The 20,143-nt window shown below is 44.6% G+C and carries 21 protein-coding genes; 3 read left to right on the top strand and 18 right to left on the bottom strand.

Annotation, left to right across the window (positions count from 1 at the left end):
- Window positions 1-88 precede the first annotated feature (88 nt).
- The 3 genes from ACXACN_RS12535 to ACXACN_RS12545 all read right to left on the bottom strand — a co-directional run bounded on the left by ACXACN_RS12535 (window position 89) and on the right by ACXACN_RS12545 (window position 5,573).
- A complete protein-coding gene (locus ACXACN_RS12535) occupies window positions 89-3,166 on the bottom strand; it encodes an efflux RND transporter permease subunit (RefSeq protein WP_474964853.1) in 3,078 nt (1,025 codons plus the stop codon).
- A complete protein-coding gene (locus tag ACXACN_RS12540; RefSeq protein ID WP_474964854.1) occupies window positions 3,166-4,500 on the bottom strand; it encodes an efflux RND transporter periplasmic adaptor subunit in 1,335 nt (444 codons plus the stop codon). Before ACXACN_RS12540 ends, ACXACN_RS12535 begins: the two co-directional genes overlap by 1 nt.
- Window positions 4,501-4,952: 452 nt before the next feature.
- On the bottom strand, window positions 4,953-5,573 hold the full coding sequence (locus ACXACN_RS12545; RefSeq protein WP_474964856.1) for a hypothetical protein: 621 nt from the start codon (window positions 5,571-5,573) through the stop codon (window positions 4,953-4,955).
- Window positions 5,574-5,778: 205 nt separating this feature from the next.
- Between ACXACN_RS12545 and ACXACN_RS12550 the strand changes: the two genes are divergently transcribed.
- Window positions 5,779-5,958 carry a YjfB family protein gene (locus ACXACN_RS12550; RefSeq protein WP_474964857.1) on the top strand — a complete coding sequence of 60 codons (180 nt, stop codon included), beginning with the start codon at window positions 5,779-5,781 and terminating at the stop codon, window positions 5,956-5,958.
- A gap of 52 nt (window positions 5,959-6,010) precedes the next feature.
- On the top strand, window positions 6,011-6,178 hold the full coding sequence (locus ACXACN_RS12555) for a hypothetical protein (protein ID WP_474964858.1): 168 nt from the start codon (window positions 6,011-6,013) through the stop codon (window positions 6,176-6,178).
- 15 nt (window positions 6,179-6,193) lie between these two features.
- Here ACXACN_RS12555 and ACXACN_RS12560 read toward each other — a convergent pair whose 3' ends face one another.
- Both ACXACN_RS12560 and fabZ read right to left on the bottom strand, forming a co-directional pair.
- A complete protein-coding gene (locus ACXACN_RS12560; RefSeq protein ID WP_474964859.1) occupies window positions 6,194-6,466 on the bottom strand; it encodes a hypothetical protein in 273 nt (90 codons plus the stop codon).
- A gap of 444 nt (window positions 6,467-6,910) precedes the next feature.
- Window positions 6,911-7,333 (bottom strand): 3-hydroxyacyl-ACP dehydratase FabZ, encoded by a 423-nt coding sequence (gene fabZ, locus ACXACN_RS12565; RefSeq protein ID WP_474964861.1) that lies wholly within the window; start codon window positions 7,331-7,333, stop codon window positions 6,911-6,913.
- Between the two features lie 146 nt (window positions 7,334-7,479).
- On the opposite strand from fabZ, the gene ACXACN_RS12570 reads away from it, so the two are divergent.
- A complete protein-coding gene (locus ACXACN_RS12570; RefSeq protein ID WP_474964862.1) occupies window positions 7,480-7,626 on the top strand; it encodes a lmo0937 family membrane protein in 147 nt (48 codons plus the stop codon).
- 44 nt (window positions 7,627-7,670) lie between these two features.
- Here the strand turns inward: ACXACN_RS12570 and ACXACN_RS12575 are convergent, their stop codons facing one another.
- The 13 genes from ACXACN_RS12575 to ACXACN_RS12635 all read right to left on the bottom strand — a co-directional run bounded on the left by ACXACN_RS12575 (window position 7,671) and on the right by ACXACN_RS12635 (window position 20,134).
- Window positions 7,671-8,765 (bottom strand): class I SAM-dependent methyltransferase, encoded by a 1,095-nt coding sequence (locus ACXACN_RS12575; protein ID WP_474964864.1) that lies wholly within the window; start codon window positions 8,763-8,765, stop codon window positions 7,671-7,673.
- Complete coding sequence (locus ACXACN_RS12580; RefSeq protein ID WP_474964865.1) at window positions 8,762-10,093, bottom strand: FAD-dependent oxidoreductase; 1,332 nt, start codon at window positions 10,091-10,093, stop codon at window positions 8,762-8,764. Before ACXACN_RS12580 ends, ACXACN_RS12575 begins: the two co-directional genes overlap by 4 nt.
- Before the next feature lie 279 nt (window positions 10,094-10,372).
- Entirely contained in the window at window positions 10,373-10,708 is a 336-nt protein-coding gene (locus ACXACN_RS12585) for a DNA-directed RNA polymerase subunit beta (RefSeq protein ID WP_474964867.1), read from the bottom strand.
- Window positions 10,709-10,729: 21 nt separating this feature from the next.
- The gene (locus ACXACN_RS12590; protein ID WP_474964868.1) at window positions 10,730-11,551 is read right to left on the bottom strand and encodes a flagellar hook-basal body protein; all 822 of its coding nucleotides are present in this window, start codon (window positions 11,549-11,551) and stop codon (window positions 10,730-10,732) included.
- Window positions 11,552-11,568: 17 nt separating this feature from the next.
- The gene (locus tag ACXACN_RS12595) at window positions 11,569-12,396 is read right to left on the bottom strand and encodes a flagellar hook-basal body protein (RefSeq protein WP_474964870.1); all 828 of its coding nucleotides are present in this window, start codon (window positions 12,394-12,396) and stop codon (window positions 11,569-11,571) included.
- Between the two features lie 30 nt (window positions 12,397-12,426).
- Window positions 12,427-13,425 (bottom strand): rod shape-determining protein, encoded by a 999-nt coding sequence (mreB, locus tag ACXACN_RS12600; protein WP_220584462.1) that lies wholly within the window; start codon window positions 13,423-13,425, stop codon window positions 12,427-12,429.
- Window positions 13,426-13,679: 254 nt separating this feature from the next.
- Window positions 13,680-13,961, bottom strand: coding sequence for a sporulation transcriptional regulator SpoIIID (spoIIID, locus tag ACXACN_RS12605; protein WP_160910936.1), 282 nt, complete (start codon window positions 13,959-13,961; stop codon window positions 13,680-13,682).
- A 345-nt stretch (window positions 13,962-14,306) separates the two neighbouring features.
- The gene (locus ACXACN_RS12610) at window positions 14,307-15,182 is read right to left on the bottom strand and encodes a peptidoglycan DD-metalloendopeptidase family protein (RefSeq protein ID WP_474964872.1); all 876 of its coding nucleotides are present in this window, start codon (window positions 15,180-15,182) and stop codon (window positions 14,307-14,309) included.
- An 803-nt stretch (window positions 15,183-15,985) separates the two neighbouring features.
- Window positions 15,986-17,011, bottom strand: a complete 1,026-nt coding sequence (gene spoIID / locus ACXACN_RS12615) for a stage II sporulation protein D (RefSeq protein WP_474964873.1) — start codon at window positions 17,009-17,011, stop codon at window positions 15,986-15,988.
- Window positions 17,012-17,136: 125 nt separating this feature from the next.
- Window positions 17,137-18,447, bottom strand: coding sequence for a UDP-N-acetylglucosamine 1-carboxyvinyltransferase (gene murA / locus ACXACN_RS12620; RefSeq protein ID WP_474964875.1), 1,311 nt, complete (start codon window positions 18,445-18,447; stop codon window positions 17,137-17,139).
- Window positions 18,448-18,481: 34 nt separating this feature from the next.
- On the bottom strand, window positions 18,482-19,189 hold the full coding sequence (locus ACXACN_RS12625) for a YwmB family TATA-box binding protein (protein ID WP_474964876.1): 708 nt from the start codon (window positions 19,187-19,189) through the stop codon (window positions 18,482-18,484).
- Window positions 19,190-19,291: 102 nt separating this feature from the next.
- Complete coding sequence (locus tag ACXACN_RS12630; protein ID WP_474964877.1) at window positions 19,292-19,525, bottom strand: DUF1146 family protein; 234 nt, start codon at window positions 19,523-19,525, stop codon at window positions 19,292-19,294.
- A 204-nt stretch (window positions 19,526-19,729) separates the two neighbouring features.
- Window positions 19,730-20,134 (bottom strand): F0F1 ATP synthase subunit epsilon, encoded by a 405-nt coding sequence (locus tag ACXACN_RS12635; protein ID WP_474964879.1) that lies wholly within the window; start codon window positions 20,132-20,134, stop codon window positions 19,730-19,732.
- Window positions 20,135-20,143 lie beyond the last annotated feature (9 nt).

The following is a 20,143-nucleotide window of genomic DNA, read 5'->3' on the forward strand; positions in this document are numbered from 1 at the left end:
CTGGCACCTCGCAGATCAATCATATGTAAAAAAATGGTGTAACAGGTCATCCAAATATTGGATGACCTGTTACACTAAAAAATGGAAGTTATTCTTTTTGGGCTCTTCTTCGGAAGAAGCCGGTAATTTTGTTGGATAAGTCGTCAAAGTATGTGTAGACGACAGGGATGAGTACCAGCGTGAAGAAGCTGGATACGGTCAGGCCAAAGATGATGGTGACCGCAAGCGGCTGCTGTGCTTCCGCTCCCCGTCCTATTCCAATGGCTAATGGAACCATTCCAAGTACAGTTGTTAATGTCGTCATCAGGATTGGGCGCAGACGGTTGGGTCCTGCCTCTAAAATGGCCTCATAACGATCGTACGATTTACGTCTCAAAATGTTGATGTAATCCACAAGTACGATGGCGTTGTTCACGACAATACCTGCAAGCATAATGATTCCTACAAAGGCCGGCAAACTGAATGGCAGGCCGGTTACAAATAAGCCTCCTGAAATTCCGATGATCGTTGCCGGTAGAGAAAACATAATGATAAACGGGAACAAGAAGTTCTCGAATTGTATCGCCATGACAGCATAAACAAGGAAGATCGAGAATATCAAAGCAAGGGACAAGTCGCCAAAGGCTTCCTGCATATCCTGTGCCTGTCCTCCGATGGTATAGGAATAACCATCAGGGAAATTCAGACGCTCCAATTCTGCCCGCACTTCTTCAGTTGCTGTCCCCAAATCAATATTTGAGATTTCCGCTTCCACATTCACTTGCGGCTGTTGATTTTGACGGAGCAGAGACACGGGACCCTGCACTTGGTTCAACTCTGCAATGGTAGCGAGAGGAATGAGTGCCCCGTTCGGTGTTTGGACTGACATCCCTTCCAAGTCTGCAATGGTCTGGCGTTCATCTTCTGGCAGGATAAACCGCACATCAATTTCATCCGTTCCATTTCGATACCGGGTGGCTACTTGACCGTTAAACCCGAGTTGGACCTGGCTGATGACTTGTTGGTCGGTAAGGCCGTATTGTGACGCCTTATCCTGATTCACCTCAATCTGCATTTCAGGACGTCCTTCATCCGTTGAAGAAGTAGCATTCTGGACCCCATCGATTTCATTCATCAAATAAGCAACCTGGTCAGCAAGCTCATCCAATACTTCATATTCTCCACCGTTGATTTGCACTTGCAATGGTGCACCGGTTCCTAATCCGGCATCCAGCTCACTCACTTCTATTTCAGCACCTGGAATGCTTGAGAGGGAATCACTCAATTCTTCCATGACGGTTTGCGTTGTTTTCTCCCGTTGTGAAGGTTCAACGAGCTGAATGGTGTAGGAAGCAAAATCAGACGAGCCATTACCGATGCTTCCCATCGAACCGCCTCCAATGGAAAGGTAGCTGACATCAATGATTTCACTATAAGTCTCGATTTTTTCATCGATCTCTTCTGTGAGGGCTTCCGTCTCCTCAAGAGATGTCCCTTCCGGCATGTTCACTCGTACTTCCACCTGGCCTTGATCCGAAGGCGGAATAAATTCTGTGCCAATCAATGGAATAAGAGCTACACTTCCTGCTATAAGGGCAAATGTGATGGCAATCGTTGTTTTCCGGAATTTCAATACCCATCTAAGGATCGAGCGGTAGCCATCATTCACTTTGTCCAAAAAGCGGTTAAACCAATACCTGCGCCCTTCTTCTTTCAAAGATTTTGTTAATAGTTTCGAAGACAACATCGGGATCAAAGTCACACTGACCGCTAAGGAAGCAATGAGCGCAAACATAATGGTCAATGCAAGAGGGGTGAACAATTCAGATGCGATGCCTTCTACGAATATAATCGGTAAAAACACGACGAGTGTCGTAGTTGCTGAAGCCACAACGGCAGGAGCAAGTTCTGAAGCTCCGATTTTAGCCGCTTCGACCATCGAATATCCCCGCTGGCGGTAGCTGACGATGTTTTCTAAGATGACGATGGAACTATCGACCATCATCCCAATACCAAGAGCAAGACCACCCATTGTTAGCACATTCAACGTTTCACCGGTGAAGTACATCAAGGTAAATGTCGATATAATTGCAATCGGGATCGACAATCCAATGACGAGCGTTGCGCGTACACTTTTCAAAAACAGCAACAAGATCATGATGGAAAAAATACCGCCGAGAATAATGTTCAAGACGACGCTGTTGATTGATATTTTAATAAATTCTGATGTATCTAAAACTATGCTTGTGCCAACACCTTCAGGGAGGTCAGCTTCAAGCTCATCCATCGCTTCCCGAACGTTATCAGCGGTTTCCACGGTATTCGCATCCGTCTTCTTCAAAATGGAAAGCACGACAGAAGAAGAGCCGTTCACTTTGCTGATGGTGTTGGAATTGGTCAGCGTGTCATTCACTTCAGCAATTTGATCAAGTGTCACTTGTGCCCCTGTAGGAGATTGTATCCTCGTGTTTCTCACATCTTCGACAGAGCCGAATTCTCCATCAATCCGGATTTGCAGGTCCTTCTGTCCTTTTTGGATGGTTCCGGCTGATGCCGATTGGTTGGCTGCGTTCAACGCCTGAATCAACGTTTGGGAATCCAAGCCGTATGTAGCCATTTGAGCCCGGTCGACGAGGACTTGAACTTCTTTCGTCTGTCCTCCTTCAATGCTGACAGAGGCGACACCTTCTTGTCGTTCCAGAAAAGGAACCAGCCGGTTTTCCGCTACTTTTTGAAGCTCATCCGGAGTATCTCCCGACAGGCCGACCGTCATGATCGGCAGCTGTTGCGGATCGAAGCGGAGGACACTTGGGTCTGATGCCCCTTCTGGCAAAAGCCCTGTCACCTGGTCGACATTTTCTCTTACTTGCAAGAGTGTGCTGTCAAGATTCACACCTGTATTGAATTGCATCAGAACGAGTGACGCCCCAGCCTGTGATTGAGACTGGAGCACCTCGAGTCCTTCGATACTACTGACGGAAGATTCTACGGGTCTGCTGACCAGTTTTTCGACTTCCTGTGGTGCTGCTCCTTCATAGGAGGTCGAAACGACGGCAATCGGCAAATCGATTTCCGGATATAAATCAATGGTCAAACTTCGTAAAGAAACAAAACCGAGGCCAAGAATCGCAGCAACGATCATAATGACTCCGACAGGTCTTTTTACGGAAAGGTTCACAAGCTTCATCAGGAATCCTCCTCCATGATGGTGACTTGATCGCCGTCTGACAAGGTGAGTTGTCCTGTCGTGATCACGGTCGCATCTTCAGGAAGGTTCCCAGACACCGCAGTGAAGTCCGTCTGGGATTCCAGCACAGAAACGAGAACCTGCACCGCTTTTTCATCGACAACCTGATAAACGAATGTTTCATCATTCTCTTCTACAAGACTGTCTGTCGGGACAATCAGCGTATTTTCCACCACATTTTCAGGAAGTAGGAAGGTCGACATCATCCCCGGTTTAATCTTCTCATCTGCATTGTTTACCGTCGCCTCCACGGGATACAGTCCTGTATCATCCGGAACAGAAGAGACGTAGCTTACCGTTGAGGTGACTTGTTCTTCCAGAGAAGGAAGGTCGACAGTCAACTCCTCTCCTTTTTCAAAAAGGGAAAGTTGGTCGGCCGTAACAGAAGCTGTGATTGTCATAGGATCAAGGCTGACGATGGTGGCAAGCGGTTGTTGATTGCTTACCATGTCCCCTTCCTTTGCATTCACTGTCGACACCTCACCAGAAGTGGGTGCAATAATCGCTTCATTTTCTGCTTGTTCCTGAGCCTGGTTCAATTGAACATTGGCTTGTTCTACCTGAAGCTCTGCTTGATCAACTGCTACACGAGCCTGCTCCAATTGTTGTTCCGCTTGATCGACTTGCGCCTCTGCTTGTGCGACAGCGGACGAAGACTGGGGCTGTTGACCTTTCAACTGTTGGTATTGAGCATAGGCTTGGTCTGCGCGATTTTTCGCTTGTTGATAGAGCGCATCAGGAATGGTACCTTCATCGGCCAATTTCTTTGTTTCATCCGCCAGCTGCTTGGCCTGTTCATATTGTTGCTGCGCTGCTTCTGCTGCCTGAGCCGTCTGACTCGCCTCTGATTGTGAGGCTTGTTTAGCTAGGTCCACCTGCTCCTTGGCATTTTCAACCCCTTGCGCTGCTTGTTTTTTTGATATTTGTGCATTTTCAAGTTGCGTTTGTGCTTGGCGGAGGGCAATTTGCTGCAATTCTACTTGATTATCCACATTACCTCCTGGACGGACGACTGCCACTGTTTCACCTTTTTCCACTCGGTCCCCTTTGGCAACGTTCAAGGTCGCTAATTCACCCGGAGTTTCAGGCAGCACGGGTGACGTATCTGCAGCGGTCGCACGGGCGATCAGCTTACGTTCTACCACGAAATCATCTTTTTTCACGGACTCCACTTTGACTGGCGTAATCCGCTCCTCTATTTCTTCATTGGTTTCTTCCTGATTACAAGCGGTTACAAAGAAGAGCACCATGAACATGAAAATCAACCGTTTCATCTAAGACTTCCTCTCCATTTCAGACTCTCGTAAAATCTCCCGGACATCTGGATTACTTTTCTCTATTTTCCCCCTCAAATCGCGGGGAGATACCCTATTTAAACGTACTGACCATGTAGTCATAATTACGATTAATGTTACTAAATCGCGATTTGTAATGCAACTTGTAGCATTGAAACGAAAATGACAATATTGTGACTGGTTCTGGATGGGATCTAATCTCATACCTGGCACTTCCATCACTTTTCTGGTACCAGGTACAGCAGTTTTAAAAATTGTACCTGGTACCGATTAACAAAAAATCGTACCTGGTACCAATTAACAAAGGCATGGTACCAGGTACGACATACTTCCTGCTCTGTACCTGGTACGTAAAAGATATGGTACGTAAAAGATACCGAAAAAACCCACAAAAAAGCTGAACCTCTTAGATGAGGTTCAGCTTCTATTCTTTATTGCAGAAGATTACCGAGCTGTGCAACAATCAAGTCCAGCTTTTTGACTTTCGGAAGCTCATAGCCAGGAAAACGTTCATCAAAGTGCTCGAAAACAGGTTCTAGTGCTTCATCTTCCAGGAGTTCTTCGTAAGTCAGGAACGTATGTTGGTACTGTCCGATGTAACGCTTCATCTTTTTATCAAAGCCTGACAAATGGTAGGTGGATGAGTAGTCAAAAGCTTTGACAATATCACTATCATACGTTGGGAAACTCGGATTGATGGTATGCAGCATCGATGCCGCTAAAGGAAATTGCATCGTTGGGTTTCCTTTGTGATTTTTCACCTCGTAAAGGCTTTTCGTAATGTGGACGATGTTCGGGCGTTCATATCCACGTTGTTCTTCCATGAGTTTAAAATAGTACGTTTCAAACTCTTTCGTCAGACTTGGGTTGTCTAGGCGGAAGAAGTGCCGAAAGATGAATTGATAGAGCGTGTCGTCAGGTACATAAGTATCTTGAAAGACCGTATGAAGATAGAGATACACATCCAACTTTTCCAATGGAATGCGATTCACTACTTTTTCATGATCTTCCAAGATCAAATCTTTCAAGTCTTTTGCCGTTCTGTATTTCATCAATAATCACCTCTATTCGCTTATTCCACACATGAGAAACCTGAAAACTCCTGATTGTAAATTTTTTATGAATATTTCTACTTCCATTCTACATAAGAATGGCGTGTTTTCCAAAGGTTTTCAAAGATCCGGACTAAGTTATCGTTCGCCTGCCCGCTTCAGTTTATAAAGAAACAACCGATGGTAAAAGAAAAGGAGGGATTTGATGGACATCGCAGCACTATCCATGGCGATTAGTACGACCAGCCTGAAGCAACAATCCAGTCTCGCGTTGATGGATAAAGTGAAAGGAGATGCGGAAGAAAAGGGAAACCAAATGGTCGAAATGCTAGAGCAATCCATTCCGCACCCTGATCTTGGCAATCGAATTGATTTGAAAGGGTAAAAAAAGGAAAGACCGTAGGGCACTACGGTCTCCTCTTCAAGGGGTGATTGATATGGGACAACGTCTGGGACTGATTGGCTTCATCTTATTTTTGATCGGAATAGGTCTTTACCTCCTCCAACCACCGAGCGTTCTCACATTTCTCATCCCTGTTTTCACGATTGGTGGAGTGTGTATGCTCGTCATTTCCACCTTTCTTTCCATGAAAAAAAGCCGCTGAGAGGGCGGCTTTCTATTATTCGTTGTTGTTTTCTCCGTCTTCTGTTGCACCATCATCGGTCGTGCCGTTTTCTCCATTTTCACCGTCTGTCATATCATCTTGTTCTTTATCTTTTTCTTCTTCATTCATGTCGCCTTCTTCGTTGTTCCCTTCATCCATATCTTCTTCTTCCATATTTTCTTCTTCTTCCATGTTTTCTTCTTCTTGAGGCTCTTCTTCAGCTGCACAAGCTCCTAGTAGGGATACGGCAAAGAACGCGACCAACAGTTTCATAAGTAATGCTTTCATTGGTGTTTCCTCCTTTTAATGATTTCCAAAACTAGTATGTCCATATCCTGTAAGTTCATCCATATTGACGAAAAAATTTTTCTATCTTCCCCTTTGTGGAAGATTCTGTTTCGATACTTTTGTTGAATGGATGGGGCTGCGGGGAATAGCTCGCTTTCCGCGGGAGGGCGGTGATCACACACCGCGCATCCTTACAGGAGGCCTTGTCCAGTAGAAATAATGAATGACAATTCCGGGCCTTGGATACAGGGTCGGGGAAACGACGATTTGCAATGTTTTGGGTCAGTCAGGAGAAAGGCATACACGTTCGTGTTTTCATTCGGTTTTCATGCGAACCTTTTCCCGGAGCCCCTAAACCCCCACAAAAGTCTCGAAATCAAGTCTTCAAGAATCCTGCCATATACCAAAAAAAGAACACAGCGGTTGCTGCGTTCTTTTTCTGGCTTATTTCAAAGCAAACATGATTTCTGCTTCACAGGCTACTTCTCCATCAACGGAGGCTGTTGCTTTTCCTTTTCCTATCGGGCCTTTCAGACGGACGATTTCGACTTCCAATTTCAAACGGTCTCCCGGCTTGACTTGACGTTTAAAACGGCATTTGTCAATTCCTGTGAAAAAGGCCAGTTTGCCCTGGTTTTCTTCCTTTTTCAACATAGCCACTGCACCCATTTGGGCCAGGGCTTCTGTAATTAGCACCCCTGGCATAACAGGGTAATCAGGGAAGTGACCTTGGAAGAACGGCTCGTTCATGGTTACATTTTTGTATCCAACCGCTCGTTCGCCTTCTACAATCTCTTCTACTTGGTCAATGAGTAGAAAGGGATAACGGTGTGGGATGATCTCTTTAATTTGTTGTATGTCTAGCATAATCAGGCTCCTTTCCTATTCCATTCTTTCATTATAAAAGAAGCATGAGCCCGGGACAAAGTTTTTTCTAGAAGGTTTGTTTCAAACGCGTTTTGAAGGGAAAATATACAAATAGTTTACTTAATACAAAAAAGGAGGCCACTGCGATGCTTTGGACGATCTTAATTGTTATCCTCGTTCTTTGGCTCTTAGGCTTGCTTGGAGGAATTGCCGGCAATTTGATTCACATTCTGCTAGTGGTAGCGCTTGTCGTCCTCATCGTCCGTCTAGTGCAAGGCCGCGGTCGCTTATAGCAAAATAAAGAAACCGCTATGGTAATAACCCATAGCGGTTTTCTTTATGAGCTGCGTGTGAGCTCATTTGCTCTAGGGGTGCTGGTCGAAAGCGACTGTTCGCTGCTTCCTGCCATTTGCGTATGTCTCATTTCCTTTACTGGACTCGTCGGAGTCAACCAAAACGTGTACCAGGAACCTTCCTTGACGATTGGATCAAGGTCGAACATTTGATATTTGCAGTTTTGAGAGATTTCTTTCAACTCTCCTTTATTAGGTAAGGCGAATAAGTTGGAGTGAGCGACAAAGAAACTGTTGAATGCTGAAGAGAACGCTTCTCCATGTTCCGTTTCATTGATCGGTGTAATCACAGAAATCAGCCCTTGGTTATTCACATAGGTGTGAAGGTGATTCAATAGATTCCTGCGGTCATCCGGGTGGATATAGTGAAAGATGTTGTGTAAGAGAACAACGTCTACCTTTTCCCCCTCACGAGGCTTCCACTCACTTATATCCCCCACTTCAAAACTGATATTTGGGTAACCTTCTGATAACGTACGTGCTTTATCAATGACCTTCTGATTGATATCTACTCCGATCATTTCAAGGTGTGGATATTCCATAGCTAGCTTCCTTAAATAACCTCCATGTCCACAACCTAAATCCACGACAGAAGTCACTTTTTTATCTTTGATCATCCGCTTAATTTTCTTAATGGCAAAATGCTCTAGAAGAGCGGACGTTTCTGCCACCACTTCTCCATGGCGCTCATGATTAAATTCTGCCCGTTCATGGGATTTCATGATGTCTGGATACTTCAACAATGTCGGCAGGTGTAATTCCATCATTTCTTTTAGTAAAGCTTTGATACCAGGCGACTGATCGTCTCCCATCAAGCTTGCGCATTTTCGCTTCGAGGTTCGATAGCGGTTGTTGGGGCGTTTCTTTATATGTTTGACCGCCACACCCACCTTAACCCAGGAGGCGAGCAAGTCATACGGATAGCCCGTTTTCTCACTGATCGCTTCAACTGTTCGCGCCGTCCTGAATTCATCAAAAAGACCAAGTTCTGATCCTACGTACGCGTGCCAGCTTGGTAAAAAAGATTCATTCTTTTTCATCCATTTCCTTGCCTGCATCGCCGTTACCCATTCATTCATGATATCCTTCCTTTCTCGATTCTTTTCCAAGGATAGTCTTCCGCTTCAGAAAAGAGATACTGACGCTGTTTTTGATCTGATACCCTTTTTTTTCTCGATGGAAGCATACTGCCCTGGACGGCTCTGTCCACCAAATTGAAATCCCATTTACCCAGTCCTGATATGTTCAACATTTGTTTGACGTGAAGTTGGTCATCGTCAAAGATTCTCTGAACGGCCTTCATTCGAAACTTTCTCCACCACTCATATTGGAACGAATATACTAGAGCGGATAAATGGCTCAAGTTGAGCAGAAATTCTACACGTGGTCTCCGAATATCTTCATAATAATGAAGGTAGTCCGTATAGCTTTTTCCCTCTTCCTTACACCAAGCCAGAAGCTCCCCTAAAACATCAGCATCCTGGATGGCAAGATTCATCCCTTCTCCTGCCATCGGATGAACCGTGTGGGCAGCGTCTCCTATGATGGCTAGATTTCCGGAATAATAGCGATCCACATGATACGTAAACGGAATCATCAGCTGGACGGTTTTCCAATCTTCGATGGCCCGCACCCCTTCTGCAAGCTCAGGTTCCAGCTCACTGTAAGCTTGATAGAGTGTTTCCAATCCTTTTTCCTGAATCTTTTTATACTCTCCCGCTTTGATTAAAAATACCGTTCGTACTTCGTTATCAGGTAGGGGAAACAATCCAAGAAAACAGCTGGAGGTCGTAATGATCTTCCCTTTTGTGAATGTTTCCGGCCTTGGGATGGTTACAGTCAGAAAGTGGTGATTGTAATCCTTTCTTTTCACGTGGACATTCATCGCATCACGTGTTGGCGAACTTCGTCCCTCTGCCCCTATGTACACTTGAGCCTGGACGTAGAAGATCTCCTTTTTCCGCTTCACTTTGGCCATTCCTTTTTCAAAACCTAGAAACCTTGCCCCGGGAAGATAATGAAAGAATTCATCAAACTCTTTCCCTTTATTCCTCAGAATCTCTTTCGTCTTTTCATGTGGCACCATTAAAGCGTGATCATAAACGCTTGCCACTCGGCTGTAACTTAGTTCTGTAAGGTTGATCTCTTCAGGGGTACTGCCACGGTTGCGATGAACTTCCTGAAAGCGCAGCTGGTCGATGACATGACCGTTCTTTTCTACTTCGTCTAAAACTCCCAATCTTTCAAGGATAGCTAATGTCTTCGGCTGCAAGAGTTCTCCTTTATACACCGGGGACTCTCTTTTCAGTTGCTCCGCTATAACCACGTGCACACCCCGGCTCGCAAGCTTCGCAGCAAGAGCAAGCCCTCCTACGCCGCCACCTGCAATGAATACATCCGCCTTCATGTTTGCCCCTCCCCTCTGCTTTGTTCTCTGTAAGGGTGTAATTCCCTAATCCACAGCTTGAAAACATCGGATGCTTCGCTGAACCGGGTACAGGAGGTGAATGATCCTTACCTGGTACCATGAAGAGAAAGTTAGGTTCCAGGTACGCTAAGGGCGGAGGGTGGTGTCAGACTTTCTGTTCAATAAATCACAGATGAAACGAAAAGAACACGAGCCGTAACGACTCGTGTTCTGCATATTCAGTCCCCTCATCCCATACAATGAAGTACAAGGTTTCCATTATTCTGTTTTCGTAACGATATCCCAAATATGGCGCCAGGTATCCATCTCGAGCGCGTCTGTCGGGTTTCCATCACCAATAACCCCATATCCGACCATCAATCCAATCAGTAAGGCAGCCACACTGAAAAGAAGGACAAGGATGATACGCAGCCATATCGGCAGGACTCGCCGCCGTCCTTTTTTCGGAGCTTTTTCTTTCGCTTCCGACTTTTTCTGTTTGGACGATGTTTTCGCAGGCTTCTGCTTCGTGGCTTCATCTAAAGCTTGACGCTTTTTTTCTCTTTCCTTTTCTTTATTTAGCTTTTTGCCTTTTGAATTAGGATCTGTTGCCATGGTCCGTCAAACTCCTTACGTTTATGATCTCAGTTGACTCACAAGCCCCATCATTTGATCACCTGTAGATATGGATTTGGCGTTGAATTGATAAGCACGCTGAGCCATAAGCATTTCTGTCATCTGCTTTGCGACATCCACATTCGATGTTTCAAGCGATCGGGACTGCACTTTTTTATCTTCAGCAAGCACGTCTCCCATCATTCCATCCTCTTCAACATTGTCAGGAATACGGAAACGATTTGCCCCTACCGATTCTAACATACGTGGTCGGACAGCTTCACGAACACCTACTGTGCCTTCAACTACTTGGTTTTGATCCCGCGTGACGATCATTCGTCCATTTGCGTCGATCGTGATGGATTGAAAATTGTCTTCCAGTACAATGTTTTCACCGTCTGCTCCGATGACTGGATGCCCATTCGCATCTGTCAAAAGCAACTGACCGTCATCCACCGGGTTCAAATAGAAGTTTCCTGCACGGGTGTATTGTACTTCCTCCCCTTGTTCCGTCGATACTCTAAGGCCAAACATATGGTTACCTTCCAATAAAGCTACATCCAGTTCCCTGCCCGTGTTTTTCAGGCTTCCCTGAGTCAGATCAAGGTTTGTGTGTCCAAGCTTTGCGCCTGTACCCATCCGGATTCCTTCTGGTGTCATCCGACTGATCTCAGCATCAGAATGCGACTGGTTGTTGATTTGCTGGTACAATAACGAAGAAAAATCAGCGTTGCGGCTTTTGTACCCTGTCGTTTCACTGTTGGACAAGTTGTTTCCGACAAGGTCCAGCTTCTTTTGCAGTTGTCCCATCGTTACTGCTGATTGGATCATTGAACGGTTCATGAACGATGCCACACTCCTTAACGAATTCTTCCGATTTCCGTCACTGCTTTCTGCATGCTTTGATCATAGGCTTTCAAGACACGCTGGTTCATTTCGAATGACCGGTATGTATTCATCATTTCTGTCATGGTTCTGTTCGGATCCACATTGGAACGCTCCAGATGGTTTTGACGAATCGAGTAAGCCACTCCATCTTCCGCTTCAGCGTTTACAACGATGACCCCCTCTTCAGAAAGACGAAAAAGATCGTTTCCTTCTTTAACCATTTGAGAAGCATCCGGGGTGTAAGACACTCCAAGATTGAATGCCTGTCCATCTACCGTAAGCTGTCCATTTTGTGAAACATTAAACTCCATGCCGTCCGTAAAGATGGGATCTCCGTTTCCATCCAAAACATAATACCCGAGATTTGTTGTCAGGAAACCTTCTCCATCTACGGTGAAGTTTCCATTACGTGTATACCGCTCTTCTCCGTCCTCATTCTGGACCCGAAAGAAAAGGGAACCGGTTTCGTCAGGTACTGCATTTTGTATAAGGGCAAGGTCTGTCCCTACCCCTGTTTCTTTAACGTCTCCTTGAACAAAAGAAGGAATCGCTTCCTGCATATATACACCTGTGTTCAGGGATCCTACATGTCCGCCATCAGGTATTGTGAATCCATTTTTCGTAGGAATCGTCTTGCTGCTTCCCATCCGCTCAATTAATAGCTCTGGAAAAGCACGCATCGCTCCCTGGTCTGCCTTGTACCCTGGTGTGTACGCATTTGCCATATTATTCGACAATGTTTCCTGCATCCGTTGGTTGGCCATCATACCTGCTGCTGCTGTGTAAAATCCCCTCAACAAGGTGTCTACACTCCTTCCGTCCCTTTTAGACTATAGCTTCGTTGAAATACGCTTATCGATATTTTCGAGCATAATGCCTGTACCTGTAGCGACACAATCCATTGGAGATTCCGCTACAAGAACAGGAACCTTCAGCTCTTCAGCGAGCAGTTGGTCAATTCCATGCAAAAGAGCCCCGCCACCCGTCATAATCACTCCACGGTCGATAATGTCCGCAGACAATTCAGGTGGTGTACGTTCAAGCACTTGTTTCGCTGCTTGAATGATCACCTGGACAGACTCGCGTAATGATCTTTCAATCTCTTCAGAGTTGACCGAGATTGTTCGTGGTAATCCGGACACCATGTCTCGACCACGAATTTCAATTTCCTCGTTTCTTGAACCAGGGAAAACCGTGGCCACGCTGATCTTAATATCTTCAGCTGTCCGTTCTCCAATTAGCAATTTATACTCTTTTTTAATGTATTGTAGAATCTCATGATCAAACTTATCCCCGGCCATTTTAATAGAAGAAGCCGTGACAATATCACCCATGGACAAAACAGCGACATCCGTCGTGCCGCCTCCGATATCGACAACCATGTTTCCGCTTGGTTGGAAGATATCCATACCGGCACCAATCGCTGCTACCTTAGGCTCTTCTTCTAAATAAACTTTTTTACCACCGGATTTCTCAGCCGCTTCTTTGATCGCTTTTTGCTCCACTTTCGTAATATTTGTCGGGCAGCAGATCAACATGCGCGGTTTTGATAAGAATCCTCTCACGTTCGTTTTTTGGATAAAATGCCTAAGCATCGCCTCAGTGACGTCAAAATCTGCAATGACCCCGTCTTTTAACGGGCGGATGGCTTCAATGTTGCCTGGCGTACGTCCGACCATCCGGCGGGCTTCTTCACCTACCTCAAGCACCTTTCCTGTGTTACGGTCCATGGCAACCACGGACGGTTCGTTCAATACAATTCCTTTGCCTTTTACGTGGATGAGTACGTTCGCAGTACCCAGGTCAATTCCTATATCTCTCGCAAACATGTTCTGTAGATCCTCCCTATTGTAAAAAACATAATCCAAGTAACGTCCTGGACCCTCGTAATCCGTTACGTTACACCGGCAATGGAGATCAATCTCCTTCAACTTATATTTCCCTATTGTTTCAAGTTATATTTTCATTTTCTTCATGCACATCTAGTACTTTATTCTATCACAAAATTACGAAATCCGTCTCTTGAGAGATGAAAAAAGTTACCAAATGTCGAGGAAATGTGACAATGGGAGGAAATCAGTGTTCATGCTAGAGGTTGAACAGGTTGATCATCCACAAACTGGGATTTGTACTTTCTCCTGGTCGCTTCTCCACCTCTGAGATGGCGGATTTCTTTATGATGATCAAGGATCTTCTTCACTTCCTTCGCAAGTTCAGGATTCACTTCAGGAAGTCTTTCTGTCAAGTCTTTGTGTACCGTACTTTTAGAAACACCAAACTCTTTGGCAATCACTCTCACCGTTTTTTTCGTTTCAATGATGTGCTCTCCAATCTTGATGGTCCTCTCTTTGATGTAATCATGCACTCCACTCGCCTCCTGTGATTGACTATCCAAGGGGGTGGGATTCTTAGGAAAGCAGTTCAATTGTATGGGGTGGGTGTTTTCTATGGATGTTAAATCATGCTGGATCACCCTGGATGTTACCGAGTGCTCGGTTATCCTCATTGTATTAATAAAAGTTCTAAGATATGCCAGATGATGCATGAGCTGATGTGATTTCTTGTAATTTCATGCTTGATCCATACCATATAAAACCATTTCTTCATCATATGTACATCCAAGTCTTCCTAAAAGCTTAAACGTATGACATCTCTAACCTTTCAAGTTAATAGTAGAAAAATAAAAAAATGAGGGCAGAACCCTCATTTTTTAAGTCTGTGTGGTAGAGATGGAAGAGGCACTATCTTCATCTGGTGTTTGCTCTCCATCTTCAGAACCAGCTGGATCTTCATCCGTATTCAATTCTTCTTCGGTAGATTGCTCTGTTCCTTCAGAAGGCTCTTCGCTATCTTCTTGTGGCTCTTCAGCTGGAGCATCCTCTTCTTCCTTAGCTTCTTCTCCGGCTTTCTCAATGATGTTACTCATTGGCTGACCGAAAAATTCTTCAGGATTGACAGGTTGTCCATCGCTGCGTACTTCAAAATGTACGTGAACACCACTTGCTTGACCGAAGGAGTTTTTACCTGCAGAACCAAGAACATCACCTTGGGCTACATCAGATCCTGCTAATACATCGACATCTTCTAAACTAGCATACACAGTTGAAAGGTTTTCATCATGTGTGATTTCAATAACATTGCCGTATAGCGGATCTTCTTTCACTTCTGTGACTGTTCCTGACAAGGCTGCTGTAACTTCGAAAGCTTCTCCATCTTCTCTAGTAATGTCTACGCCTTCGCTTTGGTAATACTTATTGTTGTATAGGACCAGTGCACTTTCTTGATCTTGCTCGGAAGCGTCGTAATCATAGAATTTAGTGACAATGGATGCAGCTTTTTCATCAGCAACTGGCATCTCCAAGTTTTCCTGATGTTCCATGACTGGTACAGTCTCTTTCTCGTTGTCCGCCGTCAAAAATTCATCTTGAACTTTGGAATCTGGCTGCTCTGCAATTTGATTTTCCAAATCACCAGCACCTTGTTGATACCAGAATACTCCGACAAGGACTAAGGCCGCCACTGACAAATACAATGCTGGATACAACCACTTCTTGCGCATCAAGCGTTTGAACTTTAATTTAGTCACGCTTTTCTTACCTTCCTCTTTCATGTTCATCACCTCAAAAACCATTCTGAACACTTCTTTGGGATTATATACATCCACAGGGAAAATTTATTAACTCATTGAACCGTTATTCAACATACGCTCCCTTTTCTTGAAGACTCAGTTTCGAGACGTTTGTGTGCGTTTAGGGGCTCCGGGAAACAGTTCGCTTTCCATGGGGCGGGCGGTGAGCCTCCTCAGGCTGCGCCTTCCGGGGTCTCACCTGTCCCACACGTCCCATAGGAGTCTCACCGTTTCCCTCCGCCCCTTGACCATAAGAGGATCTCGAAACTATTTCCTGGATAAGTTGCTTTACTTACAAGGAAAGAGGAGGATGTTAACTTCTATGGCTTCTAATCTGACCACGAAGCATGGTATAGAACACATTATGCCTGCAACACCAATGTAGTAGAGGACTCTCTTCCCTCCTACGCAGGCATGAAGCGCTATGGATCGAGCTTTTACTTCCTGAATACCCAATGTGGAGAGGTTAACATTCTCCTCTTCATTCAATAATACAAGCTGATTCTTCTAGAAGTGATTTCGATAATCTTCCATGATAAAGGGGCGGAGGGGAATGGGGAGACTCCTGCGGGAAAAAAGTGCAGGGTGAGACCCCGCAAGGCGTTAGCCTGAGGAGGCTCACCGCGCTCCCGCGGAAAGCGAGTCATTCCCCGCAGCCCCCATCCACTCAACAAAAGTCTCGAAATCGAGTCTTCAACAATCCTGCCATATTGTTGAAGACAATAAGTTTGAACAAAAAAAGAGCTGCTTGGGGCAGCTCTTTAGTTTACGGTTTCTTCTTTTTCAATGGTTAAGGAAGCTGTTTGTGTGCTTAAAGGAGCAATTTCTGTGTTCTGGTAGTAGTGATGAATGATGTCCTTATAATCTTTGCCTGATTTCGCCATACCATTGGCACCGTATTGGCTCATTCCAACGCCATGACCGTACCCTTTCGTTGTGAAAATGACATGTTCTCCTTTTTGCTTAATGCTGAAGTCACTGGAGGGCAGCCCGATTTTTTCACGGATTTCTCTTCCGGAAAATGATTGATCCCCGAAATGAACTTCATCTACGCGGTTCCCTTCAGTCTTCGTCATCGTTGTCTGTTGAATTCCTGCCCCTATACTTACACCTAAAGTCTGTTCAAGTGCTGAAACTGTGATGATTTTTTGATCAGCGAATTTCGGTGATTCCTGGTCCCACGGACTCTCTACACTTTGTAGGTATGGGATATCATGCTCCCAATAATCCCCGGCGTTTTCTGTGTACCCATTGCTCGTTGAAAAGAATGCTGCTGTAATCGGCTTATGATCGTACGTAATGATTTCACCTTTTGTAGCGTTGACAGCCTCTGTGATTTTTTTCATATTTTCTTCAAAACTGTCTTTCCACTGACTTCGCAGTTGATTCTCGTCTTTATAGACCTGGTGGCTAACCGTGTCAGTAACATCTGCTTCTGCAGACACTTTCTCACGTTCGACCAAATGGCGGGTAATATAAGTTCTTGCAGCAAGGGCTTGTGCTTTTAGTGCTTCCATCTCAAAATTCACGGGCATCTCAGAAGCAACAACTCGAGCAACATAATTTTCTAAAGGTACTTCCTCAATTTCTTTTGTGGTGCTACGCAATACTTTAACGTCAAACGCAGATTGTTCCACGCTCACGACCTCTTCCGTTTGCGGAGTCTCTTTCACTTCTTCTGTACCCCCGGAATTCGTAAATGGGACGACGATCATTGTTGGTAGGATAAGTATTGTTGCAAATAAACCACATACAGCAAGGATTCCAATACCATTGTTTTTTTTCATCCGCATCCTCCTGGTTACAAAGTAAATCCCTCTACTAAAATTGTATCCAGAAATAGAAAATGATAGAACTAAAAAAGCTTGCCTATTTCAAAAATATTGAAACAGGCAAGCTGCAAAGATGTATATTATAATGTCGATACTGATTCGCTTGGTTCGTGGTCTTCTGAATAAATTTCTTCTTCTCTAACACGTTCGATATCAGCACCGAGTGCTGCTAATTTCTCAGCAAAATCCACATATCCGCGATCTAAATGCTTAAGCTCAGTTACTCTTGTATAGCCATCAGCAACTAAACCGGCAAGGATTAGGGCAGCTCCTGCTCTCAAGTCAGTAGCAGCAACTTCTGCACCTTGTAAGGATGATGGTCCATCTACGATGACACTGCGGCCTTCAATTTTCAAATTCGCGTTCATACGACGGAATTCTTCAACATGCATGAATCGATTTTCAAAAACCGTTTCCGTAATGACACTCGTTCCTGCTGCATTCAGCATGAGAGCCATCATTTGAGATTGCATATCTGTTGGGAAGCCAGGGTGTGGCATCGTTTTAATGTCTGTGGCTTGAAGAATATCTGGTCCGATAACACGAAGACCACTTTCTTCTTCTTGAATGATTACGCCCATCTCTTCCATTTTCGATACAAGAGGACGTAAATGTTCATGCATGGCACCTTGTACGAGAACATTTCCACCGGTAATCGCTGCAGCTACCATGAACGTTCCTGCTTCAATTCGGTCTGGGATGATGGTGTGAGTCGTACCGATAAGCTTTTCTACACCTTCGATTCGGATGGTTTCTGTACCTGCACCGACGATGTTTGCACCCATCTTATTCAAGTAGTTAGCCAGGTCGACAATTTCCGGTTCTTTCGCACAATTTTCAAGAATCGTCTTTCCTTCTGCAAGAGCTGCAGCCATCATGACGTTCTCTGTCGCACCAACACTTGGAACATCGAAGTATATTTTTGCACCTTTAAGGCGGCCGTTTACTTCAGCCTCAACATAACCATTTCCGACAGTTACTTCAGCACCCATGGCTTCAAAGCCTTTAAGGTGTTGATCTATCGGACGTGAACCAATGGCACATCCACCAGGCATGGCAACCTTAGCATGGCCATACCGGGCCAAAAGTGGTCCCAATACAAGAACAGAGGCGCGCATTTTCCTCACATATTCAATTGGTGCTTCTGTTTCCAATTCATTAGAAGCATCTACCGTGACTGTGTTCCCCACCATATTTACATCTGCATTCATATGTCGGATCACTTCATTGATCGTATATACATCAGCTAAAGCGGGTACTTCGTGCAGTACGCTTTTTCCTTCACTTGCGATAATACTTGCTGCGATGACAGGCAGTACGGCATTCTTGGCACCTTCAGCTTTCACGGTACCATTCAGCTGCCTCCCACCACGGACGATGATTTTTTCCAAGGTTCATTCTCCTCCGCGTCCATATTCATTATTATTAATATTCAGCAGTTATTATGGGTGTGCCAATCGTGATGTTTGTCTCCCCGCCCAAAGTTCGGGTTGCGAATTGAACGTTCATCAATCGATCCCCTGTATCAATGGCCTGATCCCACTTTTGGCTGTATCCGGTCCTGCTTGTCCAACCGTTTTCGTCGATTTCATCTATTGTTGTTATGTCGAAAGCTTGTTCGAATATTTTATACACTAAAACATCATCAATAATACCACTAAATTCGGCCTTAATACAAGTGAAAATAGTGACATTTCTTGAGAAGAATCGACGGGATATTGCGTTCAACTTTGTTTCATTGATGTTTGTTAATGAAGGTGTTCCCTGTCCTTCTGTGGCATAAACCACTTCTACATCGCTCCAAGCATTTTTTGGAACAATCATGCTAAACATTTCGATGATTTGTCCGTTTTTATGACTGTTTTTGACGGTATATTTCACGGCATTCAACGTAATCTCTTCCGTAACGACAGGATCAGACCAAAACTCTAAAAGATCCTTCTTTAACTGATCTGCCTTTTTTCTAGACACCTTTTCTTTCATCGTTATCGTCCAGCCACTTACTTCAAGCTGCTTATCCGCAGCAAATGACGAAAATTCCATAAGAGTTTTTTGAGCTTCTGTCATTTCCTGTGGATAAGCACCTGTTCCTATAATAAATAGAGCAATGATTCCAGCCAAAACACTTTTCATTTTGAATGCCTCCCCAAGCATTTACTTACTATAAGTTTGACCTGAGAAGAGGACATTCATACGGAACATTTCCTAACAACTTTAGACATTTGTCTATCATCATTAAAATAAATAAATGAGGCTGTTTGACCACTTTATAAAATCAAGAAAAAAGTTGCTGACTGTTGTACCAAGAGCGATGGTGACTATAATTAGCAATGCTCTAGCTTCAAAGACCTTGTTCTTTCTGAAAAATGCATCAAAATTAACCGACTGTAAAACTCTCCAGGTAATGATGATGAAAATTAAGTGTGAGGTCATGCTGAGAATCGCTTCTTCCGCAAAGTATGATTCCATAGGTGACTCTCCTTCCCTGAAGTTTGTCGAGATCCCCCCTTATTTCATCATTCAATGAATATAAAATGACAAAAGAGGGAATGTTCCACTCCATTTCCCGGGCAATAATAGACATTTCACATCTTTTTGACGGGACTATCCAAATTTCTCTGACGAAAAAAGCCGTATTTTTCACAAAAAAACTGCTCTCATAAAGAAAGCAGTTTAGAAGTTGTTCTCATAAACATTCAAGCGATTCAAGGCACGCTTGAGTGCCATTTCAGCCCGTTGGAAATCAATGTCGGCTTGTTTGTCCTGAAGGCGACGTTCGGCACGTTCTTTGGCCATACGGGCACGATCAATATCAATATCCGCTGGTTTTTCAGCAGATTGAGCAAGAATCGTGACTTTATCTGGACGAACTTCCAAGAAACCGCCATTTACCGCAATACGATCTGATTTGCCTTCCCCTTTGAGACGAACAGCGCTGATCGTCAAAGGTGCGACCATCGGTATGTGTCCTGGAAGAATTCCAAGTTCACCGCTTTCCGCCTTACAGCTCACCATCTCAAATGCATCTTCCAACACCGGGCCATCAGGAGTGACTACACTCACCGTCAGTGTGCTCATTCGTATTCC

Source organism: Halobacillus sp. AWM4_238 (genome assembly GCF_056158265.1).

What these genes read in the sequence shown, in the direction of transcription:
- ACXACN_RS12535 (WP_474964853.1), bottom strand. Translation starts at nt 3,166, where the DNA reads ATGAAGCTTGTGAACCTTTCCGTAAAAAGACCTGTCGGAGTCATTATG.
- mreB (WP_220584462.1), bottom strand. Translation starts at nt 13,425, where the DNA reads ATGTTTGCGAGAGATATAGGAATTGACCTGGGTACTGCGAACGTACTC.
- ACXACN_RS12590 (WP_474964868.1), bottom strand. Translation starts at nt 11,551, where the DNA reads ATGAACCGTTCAATGATCCAATCAGCAGTAACGATGGGACAACTGCAA.
- ACXACN_RS12550 (WP_474964857.1), top strand. Translation starts at nt 5,779, where the DNA reads ATGGACATCGCAGCACTATCCATGGCGATTAGTACGACCAGCCTGAAG.
- ACXACN_RS12545 (WP_474964856.1), bottom strand. Translation starts at nt 5,573, where the DNA reads ATGAAATACAGAACGGCAAAAGACTTGAAAGATTTGATCTTGGAAGAT.
- ACXACN_RS12580 (WP_474964865.1), bottom strand. Translation starts at nt 10,093, where the DNA reads ATGAAGGCGGATGTATTCATTGCAGGTGGCGGCGTAGGAGGGCTTGCT.
- fabZ (WP_474964861.1), bottom strand. Translation starts at nt 7,333, where the DNA reads ATGCTAGACATACAACAAATTAAAGAGATCATCCCACACCGTTATCCC.
- ACXACN_RS12540 (WP_474964854.1), bottom strand. Translation starts at nt 4,500, where the DNA reads ATGAAACGGTTGATTTTCATGTTCATGGTGCTCTTCTTTGTAACCGCT.
- ACXACN_RS12585 (WP_474964867.1), bottom strand. Translation starts at nt 10,708, where the DNA reads ATGGCAACAGATCCTAATTCAAAAGGCAAAAAGCTAAATAAAGAAAAG.
- ACXACN_RS12575 (WP_474964864.1), bottom strand. Translation starts at nt 8,765, where the DNA reads ATGAATGAATGGGTAACGGCGATGCAGGCAAGGAAATGGATGAAAAAG.
- ACXACN_RS12555 (WP_474964858.1), top strand. Translation starts at nt 6,011, where the DNA reads ATGGGACAACGTCTGGGACTGATTGGCTTCATCTTATTTTTGATCGGA.
- ACXACN_RS12625 (WP_474964876.1), bottom strand. Translation starts at nt 19,189, where the DNA reads ATGAAAAGTGTTTTGGCTGGAATCATTGCTCTATTTATTATAGGAACA.
- ACXACN_RS12560 (WP_474964859.1), bottom strand. Translation starts at nt 6,466, where the DNA reads ATGAAAGCATTACTTATGAAACTGTTGGTCGCGTTCTTTGCCGTATCC.
- ACXACN_RS12635 (WP_474964879.1), bottom strand. Translation starts at nt 20,134, where the DNA reads ATGAGCACACTGACGGTGAGTGTAGTCACTCCTGATGGCCCGGTGTTG.
- spoIID (WP_474964873.1), bottom strand. Translation starts at nt 17,011, where the DNA reads ATGAAAAAAAACAATGGTATTGGAATCCTTGCTGTATGTGGTTTATTT.
- ACXACN_RS12570 (WP_474964862.1), top strand. Translation starts at nt 7,480, where the DNA reads ATGCTTTGGACGATCTTAATTGTTATCCTCGTTCTTTGGCTCTTAGGC.
- ACXACN_RS12630 (WP_474964877.1), bottom strand. Translation starts at nt 19,525, where the DNA reads ATGGAATCATACTTTGCGGAAGAAGCGATTCTCAGCATGACCTCACAC.